13 protein-coding genes are annotated in these 14,437 nt (G+C 72.9%); 5 read left to right on the top strand and 8 right to left on the bottom strand.

Annotated features, from left to right (window positions below; all coding sequences use genetic code 11):
• The first annotated feature begins 29 nt into the window (after positions 1-29).
• Positions 30-803 carry a cyclase family protein gene (locus AB0I81_RS41405; protein WP_360669215.1) on the top strand — a complete coding sequence of 258 codons (774 nt, stop codon included), beginning with the start codon at positions 30-32 and terminating at the stop codon, positions 801-803.
• Complete coding sequence (locus AB0I81_RS41400; RefSeq protein WP_360669212.1) at positions 800-2,437, top strand: thiamine pyrophosphate-binding protein; 1,638 nt, start codon at positions 800-802, stop codon at positions 2,435-2,437. Before AB0I81_RS41405 ends, AB0I81_RS41400 begins: the two co-directional genes overlap by 4 nt.
• 87 nt (positions 2,438-2,524) lie before the next feature.
• On the opposite strand, the gene AB0I81_RS41395 is transcribed toward AB0I81_RS41400, so the two are convergent.
• Genes AB0I81_RS41395 through dhaK form a run of 3 tightly spaced genes read right to left on the bottom strand, consistent with a single transcriptional unit; the run spans position 2,525 to position 4,517 of the window.
• On the bottom strand, positions 2,525-2,899 hold the full coding sequence (locus AB0I81_RS41395) for a phosphoenolpyruvate--protein phosphotransferase (protein ID WP_360669210.1): 375 nt from the start codon (positions 2,897-2,899) through the stop codon (positions 2,525-2,527).
• Positions 2,900-2,916: 17 nt separating this feature from the next.
• Complete coding sequence (dhaL, locus tag AB0I81_RS41390; RefSeq protein ID WP_360669701.1) at positions 2,917-3,537, bottom strand: dihydroxyacetone kinase subunit DhaL; 621 nt, start codon at positions 3,535-3,537, stop codon at positions 2,917-2,919.
• Positions 3,537-4,517: a dihydroxyacetone kinase subunit DhaK gene (gene dhaK / locus AB0I81_RS41385; protein ID WP_360669208.1), complete on the bottom strand. Its 981-nt coding sequence runs from the start codon at positions 4,515-4,517 to the stop codon at positions 3,537-3,539. Before dhaK ends, dhaL begins: the two co-directional genes overlap by 1 nt.
• A 54-nt stretch (positions 4,518-4,571) precedes the next feature.
• Here dhaK and AB0I81_RS41380 point away from each other — a divergent pair, with 54 nt between their 5' ends.
• Positions 4,572-5,738: a cytochrome P450 gene (locus tag AB0I81_RS41380; protein ID WP_360669205.1), complete on the top strand. Its 1,167-nt coding sequence runs from the start codon at positions 4,572-4,574 to the stop codon at positions 5,736-5,738.
• Between the two features lie 18 nt (positions 5,739-5,756).
• Positions 5,757-6,509 carry a lysophospholipid acyltransferase family protein gene (locus tag AB0I81_RS41375; RefSeq protein WP_360669202.1) on the top strand — a complete coding sequence of 251 codons (753 nt, stop codon included), beginning with the start codon at positions 5,757-5,759 and terminating at the stop codon, positions 6,507-6,509.
• An 84-nt stretch (positions 6,510-6,593) separates the two neighbouring features.
• Here AB0I81_RS41375 and AB0I81_RS41370 read toward each other — a convergent pair whose 3' ends face one another.
• Together AB0I81_RS41370 and AB0I81_RS41365 are read right to left on the bottom strand one after the other, a co-directional pair.
• Positions 6,594-7,400 carry a serine/threonine-protein kinase gene (locus AB0I81_RS41370; protein WP_360669199.1) on the bottom strand — a complete coding sequence of 269 codons (807 nt, stop codon included), beginning with the start codon at positions 7,398-7,400 and terminating at the stop codon, positions 6,594-6,596.
• Between the two features lie 57 nt (positions 7,401-7,457).
• On the bottom strand, positions 7,458-8,705 hold the full coding sequence (locus AB0I81_RS41365) for an MFS transporter (RefSeq protein WP_360669196.1): 1,248 nt from the start codon (positions 8,703-8,705) through the stop codon (positions 7,458-7,460).
• A 69-nt stretch (positions 8,706-8,774) separates the two neighbouring features.
• On the opposite strand from AB0I81_RS41365, the gene AB0I81_RS41360 reads away from it, so the two are divergent.
• Positions 8,775-9,359 carry a helix-turn-helix domain-containing protein gene (locus AB0I81_RS41360; protein ID WP_360669193.1) on the top strand — a complete coding sequence of 195 codons (585 nt, stop codon included), beginning with the start codon at positions 8,775-8,777 and terminating at the stop codon, positions 9,357-9,359.
• Positions 9,360-9,701: 342 nt separating this feature from the next.
• Here the strand turns inward: AB0I81_RS41360 and AB0I81_RS41355 are convergent, their stop codons facing one another.
• The 3 genes from AB0I81_RS41355 to AB0I81_RS41345 all read right to left on the bottom strand — a co-directional run bounded on the left by AB0I81_RS41355 (position 9,702) and on the right by AB0I81_RS41345 (position 14,277).
• The gene (locus tag AB0I81_RS41355; protein WP_360669190.1) at positions 9,702-10,325 is read right to left on the bottom strand and encodes a DJ-1/PfpI family protein; all 624 of its coding nucleotides are present in this window, start codon (positions 10,323-10,325) and stop codon (positions 9,702-9,704) included.
• Between the two features lie 4 nt (positions 10,326-10,329).
• Positions 10,330-11,295: a GlxA family transcriptional regulator gene (locus tag AB0I81_RS41350; protein WP_360669187.1), complete on the bottom strand. Its 966-nt coding sequence runs from the start codon at positions 11,293-11,295 to the stop codon at positions 10,330-10,332.
• Positions 11,296-11,430: 135 nt separating this feature from the next.
• Positions 11,431-14,277 carry a tetratricopeptide repeat protein gene (locus tag AB0I81_RS41345; protein WP_360669184.1) on the bottom strand — a complete coding sequence of 949 codons (2,847 nt, stop codon included), beginning with the start codon at positions 14,275-14,277 and terminating at the stop codon, positions 11,431-11,433.
• Between the last annotated feature and the right edge of the window lie 160 nt (positions 14,278-14,437).

Raw genomic sequence — 14,437 nt, 5'->3', positions numbered from 1 at the left:
GATGCGCTCAGCCCTACCAAGGAGGAGACATGTCGGTGTTGCGGAGCTTCGTGGACAGCGTGCGCAGCGGGGCGATCGAAGTGATCGACCTGACCGCGCCCCTCACGGCGGAGACGCCGATCCTCCAGTTGCCGCCGCCGTTCAGCAACGCGCTGCCGTTCCGGCTGGAGGAGATCAGCCGGTACGACGACCGCGGCCCGGCCTGGTACTGGAACAACATCCACACCAGCGAGCACAGCGGCACCCACTTCGACGCCCCCATCCACTGGGTCACCGGCCGCGACGGGCAGGACATCTCCCAGGTGCCCACGCGCAGCCTCATCGCGCCCGCCGTGGTGCTCGACTTCGCCGCCGAGGCGGCCAAGGACCCCGACTTCCTCCTGGAGATCGACCACGTCAAGGAGTGGGAGCGGGTCAACGGCCCGCTCCCCGACGGCGGCTGGCTGCTCTACCGGACCGGCTGGGACGTCCGCGCCGGCGACCAGGCCGCCATACTGAACGCCGACGAGAGCGGCTCGCACACCCCCGGCGTCTCGGCGGAGTGCGCCGGGTGGCTGGCCTCCGAGACCCCCATCCTCGGCATCGGCGTCGAGACCGTGGGCACCGACGCGGGCGCCGCCCACTCCTTCGACCCGGCCTTCCCCTGCCACTCCTTCCTGCTGGGCGCGGGCAAGTACGGCCTGACCCAGTTGCGCAACATCGACCGCCTGCCGGTGACCGGCGCCGCCGTGGTCGCGCCGCCGCTGCCGATCGTGGGCGGCTCCGGCAGCCCCGTACGCGTGCTGGCCCTGGTGGAACGTTGATCGTCGCCGAGGCCGTCGGGCGGGCCCTGGCCGCGCTCGGGGCCCGTACCGCCTTCGGGGTGGTCGGCAGCGGCAACTTCCACGTCACCAACGCCCTCGTGGCGGGCGGCGTGCGCTTCGTCGCCGCCCGCCACGAGGGCGGTGCCGCCACCATGGCGGACGGCTACGCCCGGATGAGCGGGCGGGCCGGCGTGGTGTCGGTGCACCAGGGGCCCGGACTCACCAACGCGATGACGGGCATCACCGAGGCGGCCAAGAGCCGTACGCCGCTGATCGTGCTCGCCGCCGAGACCCGGGAGGCGCAGTCCAACTTCCACATCGACCAGGCCGCCCTGGCCACGGCGGTGGGGGCGGTGGCGATGCGGGTCACCTCGGCGGGCACGGCCGTGGAAGAGGCGGCCGAGGCGTACCGGGTGGCGGTGTCCGGGCGGCGCACGGTCCTGCTGAACCTGCCGCTCGACGTCCAGTCCGCCCCGGCCGAGGGGACGGGCGATTTGTTGCCGCGCCCGCTTGGGGACCCGGTCCCGGGCGCGGGACAGCCGTCGGAGACCGAGGTGGCGGCGCTGGCAGGGGCGCTGGCGGCGGCCAGGCGGCCGGTGTTCATCGCCGGGCGCGGCGCCAGGCACGCGCGCCGGGAGCTGGAGGAGCTCGCGGAGCGGACCGGCGCCCTGCTGGCGACCTCCGCCGTGGCCAGGGGCCTGTTCCGGGGCAGCCCCTGGGATCTGGACGTGTCCGGCGGCTTCGCCACCCCGCTGGCCGCCGAGCTGATCGGGGGCGCCGACCTGGTGATCGGCTGGGGCTGCGCGCTGAACATGTGGACCACCCGCCACGGCTCCCTCATCTCGCCCGGCACGAAGGTGGCGAAGGTAGACCTCGACGCGGCGGCGCTCAAGACGCACGTGCCCGCCGACCTGGGCGTGGTGGGGGACGTGGCGCGGGTCGCCCGGTCGCTGGCCCAGGAGACTCCCCGGGCGCCCGGCTACCGCTCCACCGGGCTCGCCCGCCGTATCCGGGCCGAGGGCCGCTGGCGGGACGTCCCGTACGAGGACGGCAGCGGCGGCGGCCGGATCGACCCCAGGACGCTCACGATCGCCCTGGACGACCTGCTGCCCGCCGAGCGGATCGTCTCCGTCGACTCGGGGAACTTCATGGGCTACCCCTCGATGTTCCTCGACGTGCCCGACGAGGGCGGGTTCTGCTTCACCCAGGCGTTCCAGTCCGTCGGCCTGGGTTTGGCCACCGCGATCGGCGCGGCGCTGGCCCGCCCCGACCGGCTCCCGGTGGCCGCGCTCGGCGACGGCGGCGCCCTCATGGGTCTGGCCGAGCTGGAGACCGTGGTCAGGCTGGGCCTGCCCATGGTGATCGTCGTGTACGACGACGAGGCGTACGGGGCGGAGGTGCACCACTTCGGGCCGCACGGCCACCCGGTGGACACGGTCACGTTCCCGCCCGCCGACCTGGCCGCCATCGCCAGGGGTCACGGCCTGGCGGCGGTGACCGTCGCCGGGCGGGCGGATCTGGCGGGCGTGGCCGAGTGGCTGGAGGGCCCCCGGGAGCGCCCCCTGCTGGTGCACGCCAAGGTGACCAGGGAACGAGGCTCCTGGTGGCTGGAGGAGGCTTTCAAGGGGCACTGAGGGCTGCTGGGGCGATTGGGGACGCTGTCGCGAGGGCCCGGTGAGGTGGCGCGGGCCGGTCGGGGCGTCGCGTCACGGTTTGTCGCGTCAAAGTTTGCGGTAGGTGCGGGCCTCCTCGGCCGCCGCCAGCACGTCGGCCAGCGGCGCGCCCGCGCCCGCCACCACCGCCGCCGCGATCGCCCCCTCCACGAACGGCACGTCCGCCACCACCACCCGCCCGTCGTCCTCCAGCAGCCGGGCGGTCAGCACCGAGCTGCCGAGGTCGGGGATGAGCACCACCCCGTCACCCTGATCGACGCCGCGCACCGCCGCCTCGATGAGGTCCACGCTCGTGCCCAGCCCGCCGTCCAGCGTCCCGCCGGCCGCCGCCACCGGCGCCTCCTCGCCCGCGATGCCCCGCACCAGCGCCACCGCCTCGGCCGCCAGCGCCGCGCTGTGCGAGACCAGCACCAAACCCACCACCGCGCCCCCCGACCCGCTTATCCGGCCACCGAGGCCAGCGCCGCGAGGAACAGGGCCGCGGACGCCGCCCCAGGGTCCTCGTGGCCGATGCTGCGCTCGCCGAGATAGCTGGCCCGCCCCTTCCGCGCCTGCAACGGGATCGTGGCCTTGGCGCCCTCCCCGGCCGCGCGCGCCGCCTGATCGAGCGCCACGCCCACCTCGGCCCCGTCCCGTACGGCCAGCGCCAGCGCCCGCGAGGCCGGGGCCAGCGCGTCCACCATGGTCTTGTCGCCCAGCGAAGCCTTGCCCAGCCGCTCGACCGCCACCACCCCCTCCTCGAACGCCCCCGCGAACCGCGCCAGCGTCACCGGCGACTCCAGCGCCTTGCCCATCTGGCGGAACAACGACCCGTACAGCGGCCCGGAAGCGCCACCGACGCGGCGGATCAGCGTCGCACCCGCCGTGATCAGCACCTCGGGAGCCGACTCCACCGCCGCGGACTCGGCCAGCGCCTTGAGCACCTCGGACAGGCCGCGGTCGAGGTTCGTCCCGTGGTCGGCGTCGCCGATCGCCGCGTCGAGCCGGGTCAGCCGGTCGCGGTTCTCGCGTACCAGCCGGGCCGCCTCCTCGAACCAGGCCACGAACAGGTCGGCCTCCATCACCGCCCCCAGCGCAGTCCGGGCGTCTCGACGGGCGCGTCCCACAACCGGGTCAGCGCGTCGTCGAGCCGGCAGACGGTCACCGAGAACCCCTGCATCTCCAGGCTCGTCACGTAATTGCCCACCAGCGAGCGTGCCACCCGCGCCCCCTTGCCCTTGACGTACGCCGCCACCTCGGCGAACACCACGTACAGCTCCATGAGCGGCGTGCCGCCCATGCCGTTGACCATGACCAGCAGATCGCCGTCCAGCGGCAGGTCGCCGTCGATCGCCTCCATCGCCATGCCCGCCAGATCCCTGGCCGGAGCCAGCGGCACCCGGGCCCTGCCCGGCTCGCCGTGGATGCCGATGCCCAGCTCCACCTCCGCCTCCGTCAGGTCGAAGGTGGGCTTGCCGGCGGCCGGGACCGTACAGGAGGTCAGTGCGATGCCGAAGGAGCGGCTGCGCTCGTCCACCTCGGAGGCCACGGCGGCGACCTCGGCCAGTGGCGCGCCCTGCTCGGCCAGCGCCCCGGCCATCTTCTCCACGAACAGCGTCGCGCCGGTGCCGCGGCGGCCCGCGGTGTACAGGGAGTCCTGCACGGCCACGTCGTCGTCCACCAGCACGCAGGCCACCTCGACGTCCTCGACCAGCTCGGCGGCCATCTCGAAGTTGAGCACGTCGCCGGTGTAGTTCTTGACGATGTGCAGCACCCCGGCGCCGCCGTCCACACCCTTCGTGGCCTCGATGATCTGGTCGGGGACCGGTGAGGTGAAGACCTCGCCGGGGCAGGCGGCGTCGAGCATGCCGTACCCGACGAAGCCCGCGTGCAGCGGCTCGTGCCCCGAGCCGCCGCCCGACACCAGGCCCACCTTCCCGTTGCGCGGCCCCTCGGCCCGGTAGACCACCCGGTCGCGGACCCGCAGCGACGGGTGTGCGGCGGCCATGCCGTTCAGCGCGTCCTCAACCACGGAGCCGGCCGCGTTGATGAGCTTCTTCATGGTCGAAACATCTGCCCGTTTCCACCGCCGCGCAAGCGTCGTAGCGTGGGCGGGGTGGATGTCGTCTACAATCCGTACGATCCGGCGGTGAACGACGAGCCGTATCCCGTCTACGCGCGGCTGCGTGCCGAGGCACCGCTCTACCACAACACCGACGCCGGCTTCTGGGCGCTGTCCCGCCACGCCGACGTCTCCGCCGCGCTCGCCGACAGCGCGCTGCTGTCCAGCGACCACGGTCCCATGCTGGACAAGGGCGCCTGGGGACGGCACGCGCGCACGTTCCTGTCGTTCGTGGCGATGGACCCGCCCGAGCACACCCGGATGCGCGCCGCCATCTCCCGTGGCTTCACCCCGCGCCGCGTCGCCGCGCTGGAGCCCATGATCAGGAAGATCGCCCAGGATCACATCGGGCAGGCGGTCGAGCGGCGGACGTTCGACTTCGCCCGCGACATCGCGGTCAAACTGCCGCTCGACGTGATCTCCGAGCTGGTGGGCGTGCCACTGGCCGACCGGGCGAGTGTGCGCAGGAGCATCGGCGCCATGCTCCGGTACGCCTCCACGGGCGGTCAGTCCGCCGAAGGGCTCGAAACCGCGGTCAGCCTCAACGACTACTACCGCACGATCGTGACGGAACGCCGCAAGACGCCGCGCGACGACCTCGTCTCGGTGCTGGCCGCCGACGGGGAGCTGACCGACGACGACATCGTGGCGTTCCTGTTCCTGCTGATCGGCGCCGGCTCGGAGACCACCACCCACCTGCTCAGCGCCGCCTGGTACTGGGCGTGGCGCAACCCCGGCCAGCGCGCCGCGGCCTTCGGCGGGGCGATCGAGGGCTGGATGGAGGAGTCGCTGCGCTACGACACCCCCGCGCACGGCGTGGCCCGCCGCCTCACGCGCGACACCGAGTGGCACGGCGTACGGGTGCCCGAGGGCGCGCACATGTGGCTGCTGATCGGCTCCGCCAATCGCGACGAGTCCGTGTTCCCCGACCCCGACGTCTACGACCTGAGCCGCGACACCGGCCGCGCCATCAGTTTCGGCGCCGGCCGCCACTACTGCCTCGGCGGCCCGCTCGCCCGCCTGGAGGGGCGGGTGGCGCTGGAGGAGCTCACGAAGGCCGTCTCGCCCGACTACGACGTAGATCAGAGCGGCATCGCCAGGACCGCGCAGGGCAACGTCAGGGGGATGCTCAGCCTCCCGACTACCGTCATACCCGTCTGAGTAGGTTACCTTCTGCACATGGCTGAGATCGTGTACCCGCCGGTGATCGCCGCCGCGCGGACCCTCTTTCGCGTGCTCGACATCCGCTTCCACCTGGAGGGGACCGAGCACGTGCCGCGGTCCGGGGGAGCGGTGCTGGTGAGCAACCACATCAGCTACCTCGACTTCATCTTCGCGGGGTTCGGCGCGCTGCCGTCGAAGCGGCTGGTGCGGTTCATGGCCAAGCAGGAGGTGTTCGACAACCGCATCTCGGGGCCGCTGATGCGCGGGATGCACCACATCCCGGTCGACCGCGGCGCGGGCGCGGGCTCGTACGCCACGGCGCTGCGGATGCTGAAGGCGGGGGAGGTGGTGGGCGTGTTCGCCGAGGCGACCATCAGCCGGTCGTTCACCGTCAAGGAGATCAAGAACGGCGCCATCCGCATGGCTCAGGCCACCAACACGCCCATCATCCCGGTGGCGCTGTGGGGCGACCATCGGCTGTGGACCAAGGGACGGCCGCGCAAGCTGCTGCAGCGGCACGTGCCGGTCACCATCCTGGTGGGGGAGCCGATGTACGCCAAGCGCGGGGAGAACGTGGCCGATCACACGGCCGACCTGCATCGGCGGCTGTCCGAGCTGGTGGACCGGGCGCAGCGGACGTACCCGGAGGTGCCCCAGGGGGTGTGGTGGCAGCCCGCCCACCTCGGCGGAACGGCGCCCACCCCGGAGGAGGCGGCGGCGATGGACGCGGCCGAGGCCGAGGCCCGCGCCTCCAAGAAGCTGGACTGAGGGGCGGCAAACAGTCGGCCGGGCTGCGGACGGCAGCCCGGCAGCGGGTCACCACGGGTCAGATGGCGCGGGTCACCGCGGGGGTCAGATGGCCGCCTGGTAGTTGCTGGCCCGCATGCCCGCCAGCAACCCCGCCGTCTGCTCGGGCGTGCAGCGCCGTACGGGGTCGTGGTGCAGCAGGCCGTCGATGAGCGGCCGCATCACCCCGGCGCGGCGCGGCGGCGGGTACGGCCCGCTGCGGGCCATCCCGAGCACCGTGGCCGCGTCCTGCCCCGGGTAGGGCGGCTGGCCCTCGATGGCGCTGTAGAGCGTCGCGCCGAAGGACCACATGTCGGCCTCCTTGCTGGCCGGCCCTCCGTGCAGCCGCTCCGGCGCCATGAACGCGGGGGTGCCGCGCAGCCGGCGCGAGGTCGTCATGCGGATGTCGCCCTCGGCGGTCGCTATGCCGAAGTCGGTCAGCACCACCCGGTCGCCCGTCAGCATCACGTTGGCGGGTTTCACGTCACGGTGCAGCACGCCCGCCTGATGGGCGGTGCGCAGCGCCGCGAGCAGGTGCTGCCCGATCGCCGCCACCGACTGGGCGGGCAGCGTGCCGACCTGGGACAACAACTGGTGCAACGAGAGCCCGTCGAGGTACTCCATCACGATCCAGAGCTTGCCGCCCTCTTCAATCAGGTCGTGGACCGTGACGATGTTGGGGTGCGTCAGGCCGGCAGCCATCCTGGCCTCACGCAGCACCCGGCGGCGTACCATCTCGGCCTCTCCGGCCAAGGTCAGCTCCTTGAGCGCCACCGTACGGTGGAGGAGCTGATCGAACGCCCGCCAGACGACTCCCATACCCCCACGACCGGCCTCCTCGTTCAGGAGGTACCGTCCGCCGATCTTCCGCATACCATCCCCTCAAAGCTCGGGGATAATCATGTCACCTCAGCACAGGCTGTAGGGTGCCTAACGTGATCTGGATATGTCGGAAAGTGTAGGTTCGCTGGTCAGAGGCCCTGAAAAATGATCTGACAAAGCGCGCCACACCAGTCCGACTGCCACCAAACATACTCCAACGGCGCCTGCGAGCGCGGCCGAAAGCCCCGCGAACTCGGCCACGACGCCGCCCAGGGCCGCTCCGAGCGGCATCCCGCCCATGCCGATGAGCCGGTATGCCGAATTGACCCGCCCCAGAAGTTCCGCCGGGATCAGCCGCTGCCTGGCCGAGATCACCAGCACGTTCCCCGCCGCGCCGAGCAGGCCCCACAACACGGCGGTCGGGTAGAGCGTCCAGGGGGACGGCACGAGCACCGGCACCAGCAGCAGCAGGCTGGTGAGCAGCCAGTTGCCCACGAGCGTGCCGAGTTCGCCGAACCGCGCGGCGGCCCTGCTCGCCAGCAGCGAACCGAAGATCGCGCCGATGGCGAAGGCGGTGGTCATGAGGCCGTATTCGCCCGGCTCCAGCCCGATCGGCGAGCCGTCGCCGACCGCCCACAACACGAAGACGGCGAAGTAGGCGGCGTTGGCGAGGTTGAGCAGCCCGGCCGTGATCGCCAGGCCGCGCAGGATCCGGTGGCCCCACAGGTAGCGCAGCGCCTCGGCGATGTCCGCGCGCATCGGGCGGCGGGCGGGCGGGGCGGGCAGCCGGTACGTGCCGCGCATGCCCAGCAGGAGCAGGCCGGCGGCGGCGTACAGAACGGCGGGGCCGCCGAAGAGCGCCGCGGGCAGTGCCACGACGAGCAGGCCGGACAGCGGGGCTCCGACGAAGTCGTTGCCGATCATCTGGGCGGTGGACACGCGGCCGTTGGCCCTGGTCAGGTCGCCCCGGGTGACGGCCATGGGCAGGATGGACTGCGCGGAGAGGTCGGCGAAGACCTCGCACACCCCCGCCAGCAGCACGGCGGCCAGCAGCAGCCACAGGTTCAGCAGGCCCAGCGCGGCCAGGGTGGTGGCGGCGGCGAGGATGCCGGCCCTGATGAGGTTGGCCCGCACCATGATCCGGCGGCGGTCGGCCCGGTCGGCGATGGCGCCCGCGTGCAGCGCCAGCAGTAACCAGGGCAGCGTGGCGGCGGCCCCCGCCAGGGAGACCAGGGTGGGGGAGCGGGTCAGCGACACGGCCAGCAGCGGCGCACCGACCTTCAGCACGCCGTCCGCCAGGTTGGACAGCGCCGTCGATGACCACAAGAACCCGAACGATCGCCCGAGACCCGCCATGCTTCGCTCCGATAAAGTGTGTAAGGAGAAGTGTGCATAGATTTCTTTGCAAAGATAGGCGTGCACAGGATGCAGAGCAAGAGTTTCTCGGCCCGTACGCTCGACGCGAACGCTCTGAAGTCGTTCGCTCACCCGCTGCGCCTGCGGATCTACGAGCTGCTTGAGCAGCGCGGCCCCTCGACGGCCACCGGGCTGGCGGGACTGCTCGACCAGAACACCGGGGCCACCAGCTACCACCTGCGGGAGCTGGCCAAGCACGGCATGATCGAGATCGTCGAGGGGATGGGGCGGGGCAAGGAGAAATTCTGGCGGATCGTGCCCGGCGGCTACTCCTTCGGCGAGGCGCGGCCCGCCGACCCGGAGGTGGCCGGCGCCCTGGACTACCTGCTCGACGATCTCGTACGCCAGCGCGGCGAGGAACTGTCCCGCTGGCGCGGCGAGTCGGCCAGGGCGCCCGAGGAGTGGATGCGGGCCAGCGCTTTCGGCAGGCGCTCGCTCCGGCTCACCCCGCGGGAGACCGCGAGCATGCGTGATGAGGTGTTCGAGGTGCTGGAGAGATACCGGGCGGTGTCGGACGGCAGGGCGGAACCCGGCGAACCGGTCGGGCATGTGATCGTGCACTTCGACGTGCTGCCGACGGGGACCGTGGACTGACCGCTCAGGGTGACGGCCGCGATCGCACCCTAGGGATTTCCCTAGGTGCCGCCCTGAAGCCAGAGCCCCGTACGACCCCATAGTTTCTTCTGCACCCGGCCCTTTCCAACCGGCGTAGGAGTCGACCATGGCAGGCAGCACCGACGCGGGCGGCGCGGCTCCTCGGCGGCCATCTGGAACGCTCCAAGAGCCGGACCGGATGCTGGGCGCGGCGCCGCCGTCGGAGCGGGCAAAGTTCGGCGGCGCCGCTGCCCTTACGGACCTTCCGGGCCGCCGGACATAGGCCCGGAAGGAGGGCGCCCTCGTCCCGGGCTGGAGGGACGGGGGCGCCTACTCGCCGGGTCAGGTGATCAGGCTCATGGCCCGCTCGGCCATCCCCTCGGGCGCGGTCTTCGGTGAGCCGCAGTTGAACGGCGGTTGCGGGTCGTACTCGATCGCCAGCTGCACACTCTGCGCCGTCTCGGCATCGCTCACCCGCGCCAGCAGCGTCAGCGCCATGTCGATCCCCGCCGACACCCCCGCCGCCGTCACGATCTTCCCGGCCATGACCACGCGCTCGCTCACCGGCTCGGCCCCGAAGCGCTCCAGGAACTCCATGATCGCCCAGTGCGTGGTCGCCTTCTGGCCCGTCAGCAGCCCGGCCGCGCCGAGCAGCAGCGAGCCGCTGCACACCGAGGTCGTCCAGCGGGTGTGCTCGTGCGCCTGCCTGATCCACCCGACCAGCGCCTCGTCGGCCAGGGAGTCCAGGGTGCCGGTGCCGCCGGGGACCACGATCACGTCGGGCGCGGGCAGGTCGGCGTAGGAGGCCGTGGCGGCGATCGTGAGCGTCCCGTGGTCGTCGGGGACCGGCCCCGGCTCGGCCGCGACGAAGGTGACCGTACAGCCCGGCGCGAACGACAGCACCTGGTACGGCCCCACCGCGTCCAGCGCGGTGAACCGGGGATAGAGCGGGATGGCGACATGCATGGGACTACCTCTCCTTCGACTGGAACCTGCGGCGGTGGTCGCCGGGTGAGATCCGCCAGTGCCGCCTGAAGACGCGGTAGAGCGTCTCCGGCGTGCCGAGTCCCGACTCCCTGGCCACCGCCTCCAACGGCAGGCCGGTCACCTCCAGGAGCCGCCTGGCGGTGTCGGCCCTGCTGAGCTCGACGTACCGGCCGGGTGACAGGCCGGTTTGCTCGGTGAACACGCGTGAGAAGTGCCGCTCGCTCATCCCGGCGCGCCCGGCCAGCGCGGGCACGCTGAGGTCGGCGGCCGGGTTCGCGTCGATGTAGACCTGCAGGTCCCTGAGCGGCTCGCTGCGCGGCGTCATGGCCCGCATGGGGGTGCTGAACTGGCTCTGCCCGCCGGGCCTGTGCAGGTACACCACGAGGCCGCGGGCGACGTCCCTGGCCAGCGGGTGGCCGTGGTCCCTGGCCACCATCGCCAGCGCCAGGTCCACGCCGGACAACACGCCCGCGGAGGTCCAGACGTTGCCGTCCTCGATGTAGAGGGGGTCGGCGTCCACCTCCACGCCCGTGTAGCGGCTCTTGAGCTCGCCGGCCGCCAGCCAGTGCGTGGTGACCCGCCGCTCGTCCAGCAGCCCGGCCTCGGCCAGCAGGAACGCGCCGTTGCAGACCGAGGCGACGCGACGGGCGCCGGCCGCCAGCTCCGCGATGCGGGCGATCAGCTCCCGATCGCGTACCTGCTCCGGCACCGTCATCCCGCCCGCCACCAGCAGCGTGTCGATCGGGCCCGTGACCTCGCCGATCGGGCGGGCCGTGACCGTGACCCCGTTCCCGGCGGGCACGGCTCCGCCGTCGCCGGGCGCGGCCAGCTCCAGGTCGTAGCCGTTCTCGCGCCTGAGCAGGCTCGCCGTCCCGAACACGTCTGCGGGACCGGCCATGTCGAGGAGCTGGAAGCCGGGGTAGACGACGATCAGAACCCGTCGCTGCATGCTTCCATGCTGGTCGTAGCCCCTGGACGGCGTCAACGACACGAATATTGCAGATTACGCCACGCCCAGGCGCACGGGCGGCACGCGGATCTCGGCAGGTTCGCTTGCCCGGCCAGCGTGCGGATCGCGCCGGGCTCAGGCGTTCAGCAGTAGCGTGCGGATCTCGTCGGCCTCGGGGCTGCCGATGTCGGTGAACAACTCCAGGGCCTCCTGCCAGCGGCGCGCGGCCGTCACGACCTCGCCGCTGTCGTGCAGCGCGCACCCCAGCACCCGCAGGGCGCGGGCGGTCCCGAGGCTGTGGCCCGTCTCCCGGTGCAGCTCAAGTGACCGCCGGGCATGCGTGAGCGCCCGGTCGTGGTGCCCGAGCCGGTGGCAGGCGGCGGCCAGCGTGGTGTGGGCGTGGCCCTGCAGGACGCGCATGCCGGTCGCGGTCGCGAGGTCGAGGGCCGCCAGGGCGTCGTCGAGGGCCTGGGTGGGCTGGTCGAGGGCGAGGCAGAGGTCGGCCAGCCCCAGCCGCGCCCCGGCCTCGGTCGGGCGGCTGGAAACCTGCCGGGCCAGCTTGAGCGCCCGCCGGCAGTGGTCACCCGCGTCCTGCGTGTGGCCGAGACGCAGGTGGATCCTCGCCAGCACGATTCGGACCCTTGCCTCGGTGTACGGGTCGCCGAACTCGCCGGCCAGCCGCAACGCCTCCCGCGCCGTGGCCAGCGCCTCCTGGGTGTGGCCCGAGTCGCAGCGCACCGCGGCGAGGGCGCGCAGGAAATAGGTCTGGCCGAATCGCGCGCCCAGCTCCTCGTGCAGCCGCATGGCGCTGGTGAAGTGCCGGTGAGCGGCCTCCAGCCGGCCCCGGTCGTGGTCGATCTCGCCCAGGGCGCCCAGCACGGTCGTCTCCCCGACCCGTGAACCGATCTTCCTGTACAGCCTGATCGCCTGGTCGAAATGGTCGGCGGCCTCGGACAACCGGCCCAGCTCCCGTTCTGCCAGGCCGAGGTCGCACAGGCTGTCGGCCTGGCCGCCCGGCCAGCCGCTGCGGCTGTACAGCGACGCCGCCCTGGCCAGGTCGTCGGCGCCCTGCTGGAGATCGCCCGACAGCAGGTTCACGATGCCCTGGCAGCCCAGTGCGGCGGCCTGCCCCTCGGTCCAGCCGATCTGCCCGGCCAGGGTGAGCGCGCGGGTGAGATACCGGCGGGCCGGCCCGGGGCGGCCGGCGGCACGTTCGGCCTGGCCCAGGCTGAGGTGGCCGAGCGCCTGGGCGCGCAGGTCGCCGGCGGCGGTGGCGGCGTCGAGCCCGGCCTGGGCGATCAGCTTCCACTCCACCAGCGGGCGCCGCTGCCAGAAGTACTCACGCAGCGCGCCTGCCAGGCGCCAGGCGGCCGGATGGGGGCCGTGGCCGGCGGCGTACTGGGCGGCGGCGACCAGGTTGGTCAGCTCGGCGTCGAGCCACGCCGCCGCCTCCGGCAGGTCGGCGAACGTGTCGGGGGAGGGGACGCCGGCCTCCGGTGGGAGGGGCAGCCGCATCGCCTCCGGGTACAGCAGCTCCGCGGCCGACTCGGCCCCGCCCAGGTACCAGTCCAGCAGCCGGGTCATGGCCGCCCCGCATCCCGCCTGGCCGTCGTGCAGTTGCGCGCGCTGACGCGCGTACACCCGCAGCAGGTCGTGCATGCTGTAGCGGCCCCGGCCGTGCGGTTGCAGCAGATGCGCGTCCACCAGTTCACCCAGCGCCCGCCTCGCGTCCTCCACCCCGGCGTCCGCCCCGATGTCGGCTCCGATGTCGGCTCCGGCGTCTGCCCCGATGTCCGCTCCGGCGTTCGTCCCGACGTCCGCCCCGATGTTCGCCCCGATGTCCGCTCCGGCGTTTGCCCCGGCGTCCGCTCCGACGTCCGCCAGTGCGGCGGCGCCCCTGACGGAGATGTCCGGTCCAGGCATCAGGCCCAGCAGCCGGTACAGCCGCTGACGGTCGGGGGCCAGCCGGTTGTAGGAGTGGTCGAAGGCGACCCTGACGGCGGCCTGGGGATCGCGGGCGACCGTCAGGCCGTCCAGCCGGTCCTGGTGCCGCAGCTCGGTCATGTACTCGGCGATCGGCTTGTCCGGGCTGCCGGTGAGGTTGGCCGCGGCGATGCGCAGGGCCAGCGGCAGGCGGCCGCACAGCCGCGCCAGCGCGGTCACCGCCGCGGGCTCGGCCGCCGCGCGCTCCTGCCCGATGGTGCGCGTCAGGAGCCCCGCCGCCTCGCCGGGGTCCAGCACGTCCAGGGTCAGCCGGTGAACGTCATGGGTGGCGGCCAGCCCGATCAGCCGGTCACGGCTGGTGACCACCGTCAGGCACTCCCGGCCGCCGGGCAGCAGCGGGCGTACCTGCTCGGCGCTCTGGGCGTTGTCCAGCAGCACGAGCACGCGCCTGCCGGCCAGCAGCGACCGGTACAGCCCCGCCGCCTCCTCCAGCTCCGCCGGGACCTGGTCGGCAGGGACGCCCAGGCCGCGCAGCAACATGGCCACCGCCCGCATCGGGGGCAACGGCGGCACCGGCGCGTACCCCTGGAGGTTGACGTAGAGCTGCCCGTCGGGGAAACGGACGGCCATCCGGTGCGCCCAGCGCACCGCCAGCGCCGTCTTTCCCACGCCGCCCATCCCGTCGATGGCGGTGACCACCACCATGCCCGCGGCGGGTGCCTCGTCCAGGAAGGCCAGCTCCCGCGTACGGCCCACGAACGCCGCCACATCGGGCGGTAACTGGCGCGGCACCACCCCCGCCGGCGCCGGGTTCGCCGCGCCGATCAGGAACGACTGCTCCTCGGCGTCCAGCCCCAGCGCCTCGGCCAGCAGTTTCAGCGTCGAGCCGCGCGGCCGTCGCAGCTCACCGGCCTCCAATCGGCGCACGGTCCGCTCGCTGAGCCCCGCCCGTGACGCCAGCTGGTCCTGGGTCAGCAGCGCCCGCTCACGCCAGACGCGCAACGTCGCGCCCAGCGCCGTCGCCGGAGGGTTGTCCATGTGCCGGCCTCCTTGCTCGGAACCTTCTGTCTACCGCAGCCCGGCAAGTTTCGCTGTGGCGCCCGAGACAGGCAGGCCCGAGACAGGCAGGCCCGAGTCAGGCAGGCCCGAGTCAGGTCGGTCGAGTCAGGCAGGCCCGAGACAGGCCAAGAGCCTCCGG

Origin of the sequence: Nonomuraea sp. NPDC050404, assembly GCF_040655495.1 — a bacterium.
Taxonomy (GTDB): Bacteria; Actinomycetota; Actinomycetes; order Streptosporangiales; family Streptosporangiaceae; genus Nonomuraea.
This window is presented reverse-complemented; position numbering and strand designations above follow the sequence as displayed.